Raw genomic sequence first — 10,817 nt, 5'->3', positions numbered from 1 at the left:
GGCTTGTCGATGTCGGCCAGCATGTCGATCAAGACGCCGTGCTTGCCCGCATCGATCCGCAGGAACAGGAATTTGACCTGCGCTCGGCGCAAGCCGATCTCGACGCCTCGCAGGCGCAATTGACCCAGGCCGCCGCCGCCTTCGAACGGCAGAAGACACTGCTTGCCCGGGGCTACACCACCAGGCGCGACTATGATGCGGCCGAGCAGGCGTCGAAGGTGGCGCGAGGCAGCGTTGATGCCGCTCAAAGCGCGCTCGCCAATGCAAAAGAGAACCTTTCCTTCACCGAACTCAAGGCGGGTGCGGCAGGCGTGATCACAGTGCGCCAGGTCGAAGCAGGGCAGGTGGTGCAGGCGGCGCAGACCGTCTTCACCCTTGCCGAGGACGGCGACCGCGATGCGGTCTTCAACGTAGAGGAAACGCTGGTCGCCAAGACGCCGGCAGCACCGGCGGTGACGATCACATTGTTGTCGGATCCGCAGATCAAGGCAATGGGCAAGGTGCGCGAAATCTCGCCAGCGGTCGATCCGGCTTCGGGCTCGATCCGGGTCAAGGTCGCCATTCCCGACACGCCCGCAGGCATGCCGCTGGGCGCGGCCGTCATTGGCTCGGTTAGCGCCCAGCCTTTGAAAGCCGTGATCCTGCCGTGGCAGGCATTGACCTCGAGCGACGGCAAGCCGGCCGTCTGGGTCGTCGATCAATCGACCAAGGCAGTGACAACGGCACAGGTGGAGGTGCTTGCCTTTGGATCCGGCTCGGTCGTCATCGACAAGGGGCTGGAGGCAGGCCAAACCGTCGTCACCGCCGGCGGCCAGTTGCTCAGCCCCGGCCAGACCGTCGAGATAGCGGGAGCGGGGCAATGAACCGGCTCCTGCGCAGCGCTACCGCGCTTGTCCCTGCCCTGTTTGGGCTGGTGCTAGGCGCCTGCTCGCAATCGGAAAAGAAGCCGCCCGAGATCATCCGGCCGGTGCTGTCGGTGGTGGTCGAGCCACGCACCATAGAGACCTTCGGCTTCGCCGGATCCGTCGAACCGCAATTCAGCGCCGATCTTGCCTTCCGCCTGCTTGGCCGGGTCGTCGCCCGCGATGTCAAGGTCGGCGATATCGTCACCAAGGGCACGACGATCGCCGCGCTCGATCCGACTGCGCTGGAGCTTGCAGAGCAGGCGGCGAAGGCGGAACTCTCCAACGCGCAGGCGCAATTTGCCAATGCCGCCGCCAGCGAGGAGCGCCAGCGCCAGTTGCTTGCCGCCGCCAACACCTCGCAAGCCGTCTTCGACGCCGCGCAGCAAGCGAGGCAGGCCGCCGCGGCCGGCATCGAACGGGCCAATGCGGCCCTTGCCAAATCGCAGGAGCAGCTTGGCTATACCAGGTTGTTCTCGGACTTCGATGGCGTGGTCACCGCCGTCGGCGCCGAGGTCGGCCAGACGGTCTCGCCCGGCCAGACCGTCGTCACGGTGGCGCGCTCCGACCCGCGTGAAGCAGTCGTCGACATTCCCGACCAGTTGACCGGCAATCTCGCCGTCGGCACGCCCTTCCAGATCATCCTGCAATCGCTGCCGACAATACGCAGCGAAGCCAGGCTGCGCGAGATCGCTCCGCAGGCCGAAGGTTCGACCCGCACACGCCGCATCCGGCTGACGCTCATCGATCCACCGCCGGCATTCCGGCTTGGTTCGACGGTGACGGCGACCCGCATCGCCAAGATCACGCCGACGATCGAGTTGCCGCTGTCGGCGCTGCTGGAGAAGAACGGCAGACAAAAAGTCTGGATCGTCGACCAGCAGACGTCGAGCGTGAGTGCCCGCGACATCAAAATTGCCGCCAAGGGCGCCGCCACCTTCACCGTCGCCGAGGGCCTCGATGCTGGCATGCGCGTCGTCACTGCCGGCGTCCACAGCCTGACCGAGGGACAGAAGGTCAAGATCCCTGAGGGAGGGGCCACATGAAGGGCTTCAACCTCTCCGACTGGGCGCTGAGCCATCGTTCGCTGGTGTGGTATTTCATGCTGGTCTTCGTCGTGGCCGGGGTCTTTGCCTATCTCAATCTCGGCCGCGAGGAAGACCCCGCCTTCACCATCAAGACCATGGTCATCCAGGCCAACTGGCCCGGCGCATCGGTCAACGAGACGGTGCGGCAGGTGACCGACCGCATCGAGAAGAAGCTCGAAGAGCTCGACAGCCTCGACTATACCAAATCCGTCACCTCCGCCGGTAAGACCGTCATCTTCGTCAACCTGAAGCCGACGACCAAGGCGCGCGATGTCGTGCCGACCTGGCTGCAGGTGCGCAACATGGTCAACGACATCTGGGCGCAGTTTCCGCAAGGCGTGCAGGGACCGTTCTTCAACGACCGCTTCGGCGACGTCTACGGCAACATCTATGCCTTCACCGCCGACGGGCTGACGCGGCGCCAGTTGCGCGACTATGTCGAGGATGTCAGGACAAAGATCCTGGCCGTGCCGAATGCCGGCAAGGTCGATCTGGTCGGTGCCCAGGACGAATCGATCTACCTCGAATTCTCGACCCGCCAGATCGCGGCCCTCGGCCTCAACCAGCAGGCGATCGTGGCCAGCCTGCAGGCGCAGAACGCGATCACGCCGTCTGGTGTCATCCAGTCCGGGCCGGAGCGCATCAGTGTGCGCGTCGGCGGCCAGTTCGCCTCGGAAGAGAGCCTTCGCGCCATCAATTTGCGCGTCAACGATCGCTTCTTCCGGCTGAGCGACGTAGCGACGATTTCGCGCGGCTATGTCGACCCGCCGACGGCTCTGTTCCGCTTCAACGGGCAGGACGCGATCGGCCTCGCCATCGGCATGAAGCCCAATGCCAATCTGCTGGAGTTCGGCGAGGGCTTGCACGAGGAGATGAACAGGGTGCTGGCCGACCTGCCGGTCGGCGTCGGCGTGCATCTGGTCGCCGACCAGCCTGTCATTGTCGAGGAGGCGGTTTCAGGCTTCACCCGCGCCCTGTTCGAGGCGGTCGCGATCGTGCTTGCCGTGTCCTTCATCAGCCTCGGCATGCGCGCCGGCTTCGTCGTGGCACTGTCGATCCCGCTGGTGCTGGCCATCACCTTCACGGTCATGGCCTACCTCGGCATATCGTTGCAGCGCATTTCGCTCGGCGCGCTGATCATCTCGCTCGGCCTGCTGGTCGATGACGCCATGATCGCGGTTGAGATGATGGTGGCACGGCTGGAGGTCGGCGACAATCTGCGCAAGGCGGCGACCTATGTCTACACCTCGACCGCCTTTCCGATGCTGACCGGCACGCTGGTGACGGTCGCCGGCTTCATCCCGATCGGCCTCAACAACAGCGCCGCCGGCGAATACACTTTCACGCTGTTCGTTGTCATCGCCGTGTCGCTGCTGGTGTCATGGATCGTCGCGGTGCTGTTTGCGCCGCTGCTCGGCGTCACCATCCTGCCGGCGACGATGAAGCAGCATCATGAAAAGCCCGGCCGCTTCACCGCGCTGTTCCGACGCATCCTCGTCGGTTCGGTGCGTCATCACTGGCTGACCATCATCGCAACCGTGCTGTTGTTCGCGGCTTCGCTGGCCGGCTTCGGCCTCGTCCAGCAGCAGTTCTTTCCACCATCCGACCGGCCGGAACTGATCGTCGACTGGAACCTGCCGCAGAACTCCTCGATCGCCGAGACTCGGGACCAGCTGGAGCGCTTCGAGCAGCGGGCTCTGGTCGGCAATTCCGATATCGATCACTTCAGCTCCTATATCGGCCAGGGCGCGGTTCGCTTCGTGCTGACCTTTGACGTGCAGCCGGCCAATCCCTATTTCGGCCAAACCGTCATCGTCACCAAGAGCATCGAGGCGCGCAACCGGGTCAAGCCCGCCCTCGAAAAGCTGCTGCGCGACGAGTTCGTCGGCACCGACGCCTTCGTCAAGCCGCTCGAGCTCGGGCCGCCGGTCGGACGGCCGGTGCAGTACCGCGTCGGCGGTCCCGACGTCCAGACGGTACGGACGCTGGCGCAGGAATTCGCCGGCATCATTTCCGCCAATCCGAAGCTGGCCGCACCCACTTTCGACTGGAACGAGCCCGAGCGCGTGCTGAGGGTCGACGTGCTGCAGGACAAGGCACGGCAACTCGGCATCACCTCCTCTGACATTGCCAGCGCGCTGAACAGCACGGTGGGCGGCTCCACCATGACCCAGGTGCGCGACGCGACCTATCTGATCAACGTGGTGGCCCGCTCGCGCGAGGCCGAGCGGGGTTCGATCGGCACGCTGCAGAACATGCAGTTGCCGACCGGGACAGGCGAGGCGATCCCGCTCGCCGCGGTGGCGAACTTCCGCTACGAGCTCGAACAGCCGACGGTGTGGCGCCGCGACCGCATCCCGACGATCACCGTGCGCGCCGGACTGGTCGGCGACGTGCTGCCCGCCACCGTGGTCAACGAGTTGAAGCCGTCGGTCGACGCATTCATCGCCAAATTGCCGCCGGGCTATTCGATCGCCACCGCCGGCTCGGTCGAAGAAAGCGCCAACAGCCAGGGGCCGATCGCCGCCGTGGTGCCGCTGATGCTGTTCGTCATGGCGACCATCCTGATGGTGCAGTTGCAGAGCTTCCAGCGCCTGTTCCTGGTCGTGGCGGTGGCGCCGCTCGGCCTGATCGGCGTGGTGGCAGCACTGGTGCCGAGCGGGGCGCCGCTCGGCTTCGTCGCCATCCTCGGCGTGCTGGCGCTGATCGGCATCCTGATCCGCAACTCGGTCATCCTGATCGTGCAGATCGAGCAACTTGTCGCCGAGGGCAAGGACCGCTGGGCGGCCGTCATCGAGGCGACCGAGCATCGCATGCGGCCGATTGCGCTAACGGCGGCGGCCGCCAGCCTGGCGCTGATCCCGATCGCGCGCGAAGTGTTCTGGGGGCCGATGGCCTATGCCATGATGGGCGGCATCATCGCCGGCACGGCGATCACACTGCTGTTCTTGCCTGCGCTCTATGTGACGTGGTTCAGGATCAAGGAGCCGAAGGGCCGGGACGAGCCGCCCATTCCGGAGACCGGCGAACTGGCGCAAAGCTCGACTTAAGACCCTGCTGCATCACTCGTTATCGTTGGAGGGTACAGGGAGTGATTTGGCGCGCTGCCACGGCGACGATTTGGAACTGCGCCAAGCGTGCCAACCTTTTGGCAAATCGGCCAATGCCAAGATGCTTTCATCCCGCCGCACCACCTCTTGCAGGCCGACGAGCACTATCTCGCGTTCATCCCAATCTTGAGTATCGCTGCTGTGAAATTGCCAACTGCCACCTTCATCGTTGTGGTTGTCGTCGTCGTCATCTTCATGCACAACGTATGCGATCCAGTCGCCACGTTTAAATATGCTCTTGTCCGATAACACCGCGACATTGGGCGGGTCTGCAAACTTCCATTCCTCCATTGAATTCCCCTAGACGGTTGTTTCTGCGCAAAGGGAGAACGAATTCAAGCAGTTCTCACAAACCCCTCGCTGGCCCGCAACAGATTGCGCGTATAATCCTTCGTCACGTGACGCTCGACAAGGTCGCTCGCCGCCAGATTCTCGACCGCCTCGCCATTCTGCATCACCATCAGCCGCTCGCACATATGGGTGATGATGGCGAGGTCGTGGCTGACCATCAGGAAGGTCAGCTTGCGCCGCCGCCGGATCTCTTCCAGCAGGTTGAGCACTTCGGCCTGCACCGAAGCGTCAAGCGCCGAAGTCGGTTCGTCGAGCAGCAGGATCGACGGCTCGAGGATCAGGGCACGCGCAATCGCCACGCGCTGGCGCTGGCCGCCCGACAATTGATGCGAATAGCGGAAGCGGAAGCCGGTACCGAGCCCGACCTCATCCAGCGCCCGCTGGATACGCTTCTCACCGTCGGCAAAGCCGTGGATGGCAAGCGGCTCCTGCAACAGGCGGTCGACGGTCTGGCGCGGATGCAGCGAGCCGTAAGGGTCCTGGAAGACCATCTGCACTTCGCGATAAAAGGCCTTGTCGCGGCGCGCGCCGAGTCTTTTTCCGTTGACCGTGATGCTGCCCGAAGCGGCCGGTGCGAGGCCGGCGATTGCCCTCAGCAGCGTCGATTTGCCGGAGCCGGATTCGCCGACCAAGCCGAAGGATTCGCCTGATTGCACTTCGAGGCTGACGCCCTTCAGCGCGCGAAAACGGTCGAAGACCACCTCCAGCCTGTCGACGGAAAGCGCCGCCGTCACGCTGCCCACTCCGGCTTGCGGTCGAGCACCGGCAGCGGGTGGCGGTCGGCGCCGATCTTCGGCATGCAGTTGAGCAGGCCGCGCGTATAGGGATGCTGGGCACGGCCGAGCTCCGATGCCTTGAGCTGCTCGACCACCTTGCCGGCATACATGACGATCACCCGGTCGCAGAAGGACGAGACCAGGCGCAGATCGTGCGAGATGAAGATCAGCCCCATGCCGCGTTCGCTGACCAGCCGGTCGAGAATGCCGAGCACGTCGAGTTGCACGGTGACATCGAGCGCCGAGGTCGGCTCGTCGGCGATCATCATCTCCGGCCCGGCGATCAGCATCATGGCGATCATGGCGCGCTGGCCCATGCCGCCGGAAACCTCGTGCGGATGCAGGTCGAAGACGCGGGCGGGATCGCGGATCTGCACCGCCTCCAGCATGGCGAGTGCGCGGTCGCGGGCTTCGGCCTGGCCGACCTTCTCATGCGTGCGCAGCGTCTCGACGATCTGGCGGCCGATGCTCATCACCGGGTCTAGCGAATATTTCGGATCCTGCAGGATCATGGCGATGCGTTTGCCACGCAGCGCGCGGCGGTCGCGGGGCGAGGCTGCGAGCAGATCGATGCCGTCGAAGGCAAGTTTGTTGGCAGTGACCTCGGCCTGTGGCGGAGTCAGGCCCATGATGGCGCGGCCGGTCTGCGACTTGCCGGAACCGCTCTCGCCGACGATGCCGAGCCGTTCGCGGCCGAGCGAAAAGGAGACGCCGCGCACCGCCTCGATCCGGCCGGTGCGCGTCGGGAAGGTGACGCGCAGATCATCTACTTCGAGAAGCGTGCTCATTGGTCGCCACTCATTGGTCGCCGCTCATTGATCACCACTCCGGGGGTCGAGCGCGTCGCGCAATCCGTCGCCGAGCAGGTTGAAGCCGAGGCTGACGAACAGGATGGCGAAGCCCGGTGCACCCGCCACCCACCATTGGTCGAGCACGAAGCGGCGGCCCGACGCGATCATCGCGCCCCATTCCGGCAGCGGCGGCTGCGCGCCGAGGCCGAGGAAGCCGAGACCGGCCGCGGTCAGGATGATGCCGGCCATGTCGAGCGTCACCCTGACGATCAGCGACGAGATGCAGAGCGGCATGATGTGGCGCAGCACGATGCGGAATGGCGAAGCACCCATCAATTGCACTGCCTTGATGTAATCCGAATTGCGCACGGTCAGCGTTTCGGCCCGCGCAATGCGCGCGTAAGGCGGCCATGAGGTGATGGCGATGGCGAGCACTGCATTTTCGATGCCGGGGCCAAGTGCCGCGACAAAGGCCAGCGCCAGGATCAACTTCGGAAAGGCGAGAAAGATGTCGGTGATGCGCATCAGGATCGCATCGATCCAGCCGCCGGCATAGCCGGCGACCGTGCCGACCAGCAGGCCTATAGGGGCGGCAATGACGGCGACGAGAATGACGACGTAGAGCGTCCATCGTGAGCCGAAGATGACGCGCGAAAGGATGTCGCGGCCGAGGTCGTCGGTGCCGAACCAGTGCGCAGCACTTGGCGCCAGCAGGCGCGAGCCCTTGAGGTCGCCGAATGTCGGCGAATAGGGCGCCAGCACATCGGCAAATGCCGCGACCACCAGCAGAGCGATGATGATCAGCAGGCCGAGAAACGCCAGCCGGTTGGCGGAAAAGCGCCGCCACGCCACATAGGCGCGGCCGAGCCTTGCCTGCATGCGCGAGGCTGGCCGCTCGCTGAGCAGCCAGTCGCGACGGCTCTGGATCGCTTCAACGCTCATCGTACCTTGGTCCTTGGGTCGAGCACCCGGTAGAGCAGGTCCGACAGAAGATTGATGCCGATGAAGACCGAGCCGATGACAATGGTGCCACCGAGCACCGCGTTCATGTCGGCGTTCTGCAGGGAATTGGTGATGTAGAGACCGATGCCCGGCCACGAAAACACCGTCTCGGTCAGCACCGAGCCTTCGAGCAAGCCGGCATAGGAAAGCGCAATCACGGTGACCATCGGCACCGCCGCGTTGCGCAGCGCGTGGCCCCAGATGATACGTGTTTCCGACAGGCCCTTGGCGCGCGCCGCGACGATATATTCCTGGGCAAGCTCGTTCAGCATGAACGATCGCGTCATGCGGCTGATATAGGCGAGCGAGAAATAGCCGAGCAGCGAAGCCGGCAGGATGATGTGGCGGAAGGCATCGGAAAACACATCCCACTGCCGCTGCCACAGGGAATCCAGAAGATAGAAGCCGGTGATCGGCGTGAAGGTGTATTCGTAGACGATATCGAGGCGGCCGGGAAATGCCACCCATTGCAGCTTGGCATAGAACAGCACAAGCGCCAGCAATCCGAGCCAGAAGATCGGTACGGAGTAGCCGACCAGGCCGATGATGCGCACGATCTGGTCGATGATGCTGCCGCGCCGGACCGCGGCCAGCACGCCGAGCGGCACACCGATGAATGCACCGATCAACGTTCCCAGCGTCGCCAGCTCGATCGTCGCCGGAAAGGCGCGGCGGATGTCGGTCATCACAGGATTGGTGGTCAGCACCGAGGTGCCGAAATTGCCGTTCAAGGCATTCTTCACATAGATGTAGAACTGCTCGATCAGCGGCAGGTCGAGCCCCATCTCGCGGCGTGTCCGTTCGACGACGTTGGCCGGCGCCCGGTCGCCGAGCACCGCCAGCACCGGGTCTATCGGGATTACCCGGCCGATGAAGAAGGTCACCGCGAGAAGACCGAGATAGGTGGTTATCGCGATGACCAGGAAGCGGGCGATCGACGACGCGACAGCGACAGCACGGGCGCTGCCGCGTCCTGCCGTTGCTTCGCTTTCAACAATGCTCATGCGGCGCGTCCGCCGGCATCATTCCTTGGAGATCTGGCCGACGAAGTTGGTGTCGAAGCTCGGGCCGAGCGCGAAGCCCTTGAGGTTTTTGCGCAGGCCGGCCACTTCCAGCTGCTGATGGATGATGATGAAGGGACTGGTTTCGAGGATCTTCTTCTGCAGATCCTGGTACATTGTAGCGCGCTTGGCCGAATCCTTCTCGAGCAAGGCCGCTTCCGTTTCCTTGGTCAGGTCCGGAATGTCCCAGGCGTTGCGCCAGGCAAGGGTCTTGGTCTTGCCTTCATCCGAATTGTCGGGGTTGCTGGCGAAGGTCTGGGCATTGGAGTTCGGATCGAAATAATCCTGGCCCCACTGGCCGATATAGATGTCGTGGTTGCGGGCGCGGTATTTGGTCAGCGTCTGCTTGCCGTCGCCGGGAATGATCTCCAGCTTGATGCCGGCCTGTCCCAGCGTCTGCTGGAACGATTCCGCCATGCCGGTCACCGGCTGAGTGTTGCGTACGTCCATGGTGACGCTGAAGCCGTCGGCCAAACCGGCCTTGGCGAGCAGTTCCTTGGCTTTGGCGACGTCCAACTTGAACGGATTCTCGTCCAGCTCGCCGAGCACGCCTTTCGACAAGAAGGTCTGGTGGATCTCGCCGATGCCCTTGAGGATGGTCGAGCTCAAGGCATCATAATCAACGAGATATTTGAAGGCCTGCCGAACCTCGGGCTTGGCGAGGTTCGGGTTCTTCTGGTTGAGGCTGATGTAATAGACCGTGCCCTTCGGCGCGCTGGTGGTGGTGAGATCGGCGTTCTTGGCGATGGCGTCGAGGTCGTTCGGCTCGAGATTGCGGGCAACGTCGATATCGCCGGCCTCGAGCGCCAGGCGCTGGCCCGAGCTTTCCTTCATGTTGCGGTAGATGACCCGGGCAAGCTTGGCCTTTTCGCCGTAATAATTGTCGTTGCGCTCCATGACGACGACCTCGTTGGCCCGCCATTCGCGCAGCTTGAAGGCGCCGGAGCCGGCATAGCCGGTCTTCAGCCATGCGTTGCCGAAGTCGTTGTCGTATTTGTAGTCGGCGCTCGGCGTGACCGCGGCGACATGCTCCTTGACCAGCTTGGCATCGACGACCGAGGCCACGGTCGCCGACAGGCAGTTCAAGACGAAACTCGGCGCATAGGCCTTGTCGACGGTGAACTGGAACGTCGTGTCATCGACGGCTTTGGCCTTCTCAGTGACGTTGTCGCCATTGATGCCGAACTGGCCGATGATGAAGGCCGGGCTCTTGTCAAGCTTGATGGCGCGCTCGAACGAATAGGCGACGTCGGCCGCCGTGATCGGATTGCCCGAGGCAAATTTCAGGCCGGGCTTGAGCTTGAAAGTATAGACCAGACCGTCGTCGGAGACAGTCCAGCTTTCGGCGAGATCGCCCTTGACCTTGGACGTATCGCTCAAGTCGAGGCGGACGAGCAGATCGTAGGTGTTGCCGGTGACCTCGGCGGTCGACAGCTCGAACGCCTCGCCCGGATCCATGGAGATGATGTCGTCGATGGCGAAACCCTCGACCAGCGTGTCGGCAGGCGTCACCGCAAGGGCAGGCGCGCCGGCCAGAAGCAGTGCGGAAATGGCAGCGCCCGCGAGCAAGAAGCGGGAGCGTAGAGCAAACTTTTCCATCATCATTTTTAACTGTTCCCTGTTTTTGTTGACCTGAGTTCCCGGCTCAGGGTTGCAGCGTTCTTTGCCACATCGGCCCGAAAATCGGAATCGATTTTCGGAAAGCACGATGTGTAGTTCAAAGTCCTAGACCGTCC

Annotated in this window: 9 protein-coding genes; 3 read left to right on the top strand and 6 right to left on the bottom strand. The window is 63.6% G+C overall.

Features of this window, described 5'->3' with window-relative positions:
* The 3 genes from E5W87_RS21845 to E5W87_RS21835 form a co-directional block, all read left to right on the top strand.
* The coding region (locus E5W87_RS21845) for an efflux RND transporter periplasmic adaptor subunit (RefSeq protein WP_292402092.1) at window positions 1–863 on the top strand (863 nt) is incomplete at its 5' end.
* Window positions 860–1,948 (top strand): efflux RND transporter periplasmic adaptor subunit, encoded by a 1,089-nt coding sequence (locus E5W87_RS21840; protein WP_292402090.1) that lies wholly within the window; start codon window positions 860–862, stop codon window positions 1,946–1,948. The genes E5W87_RS21845 and E5W87_RS21840, both read left to right, overlap by 4 nt.
* Window positions 1,945–5,040, top strand: coding sequence for an efflux RND transporter permease subunit (locus E5W87_RS21835; RefSeq protein WP_292402087.1), 3,096 nt, complete (start codon window positions 1,945–1,947; stop codon window positions 5,038–5,040). Before E5W87_RS21840 ends, E5W87_RS21835 begins: the two co-directional genes overlap by 4 nt.
* Before the next feature lie 12 nt (window positions 5,041–5,052).
* On the opposite strand, the gene E5W87_RS21830 is transcribed toward E5W87_RS21835, so the two are convergent.
* Genes E5W87_RS21830 through E5W87_RS21805 form a run of 6 tightly spaced genes read right to left on the bottom strand, consistent with a single transcriptional unit; the run spans window position 5,053 to window position 10,686 of the window.
* Window positions 5,053–5,391 carry a hypothetical protein gene (locus tag E5W87_RS21830; RefSeq protein WP_292402084.1) on the bottom strand — a complete coding sequence of 113 codons (339 nt, stop codon included), beginning with the start codon at window positions 5,389–5,391 and terminating at the stop codon, window positions 5,053–5,055.
* A 44-nt stretch (window positions 5,392–5,435) separates the two neighbouring features.
* Complete coding sequence (locus E5W87_RS21825; protein ID WP_292402081.1) at window positions 5,436–6,185, bottom strand: ABC transporter ATP-binding protein; 750 nt, start codon at window positions 6,183–6,185, stop codon at window positions 5,436–5,438.
* Window positions 6,182–7,015, bottom strand: a complete 834-nt coding sequence (locus E5W87_RS21820) for an ABC transporter ATP-binding protein (RefSeq protein WP_292402077.1) — start codon at window positions 7,013–7,015, stop codon at window positions 6,182–6,184. Before E5W87_RS21820 ends, E5W87_RS21825 begins: the two co-directional genes overlap by 4 nt.
* 24 nt (window positions 7,016–7,039) lie before the next feature.
* On the bottom strand, window positions 7,040–7,960 hold the full coding sequence (gene nikC / locus E5W87_RS21815; RefSeq protein ID WP_292402074.1) for a nickel transporter permease: 921 nt from the start codon (window positions 7,958–7,960) through the stop codon (window positions 7,040–7,042).
* Window positions 7,957–9,024 (bottom strand): ABC transporter permease, encoded by a 1,068-nt coding sequence (locus E5W87_RS21810; RefSeq protein WP_292402071.1) that lies wholly within the window; start codon window positions 9,022–9,024, stop codon window positions 7,957–7,959. Before E5W87_RS21810 ends, nikC begins: the two co-directional genes overlap by 4 nt.
* Window positions 9,025–9,042: 18 nt before the next feature.
* Window positions 9,043–10,686 carry an ABC transporter substrate-binding protein gene (locus tag E5W87_RS21805; RefSeq protein ID WP_292402068.1) on the bottom strand — a complete coding sequence of 548 codons (1,644 nt, stop codon included), beginning with the start codon at window positions 10,684–10,686 and terminating at the stop codon, window positions 9,043–9,045.
* Between the last annotated feature and the right edge of the window lie 131 nt (window positions 10,687–10,817).

It is taken from the genome of Mesorhizobium sp. (genome assembly GCF_004962925.1).
GTDB lineage: Bacteria > Pseudomonadota > Alphaproteobacteria > Rhizobiales > Rhizobiaceae > Mesorhizobium.
The sequence above is the reverse complement of the archived record's forward strand: the minus strand, read 5'-3'. Positions and strand labels throughout refer to the sequence as shown.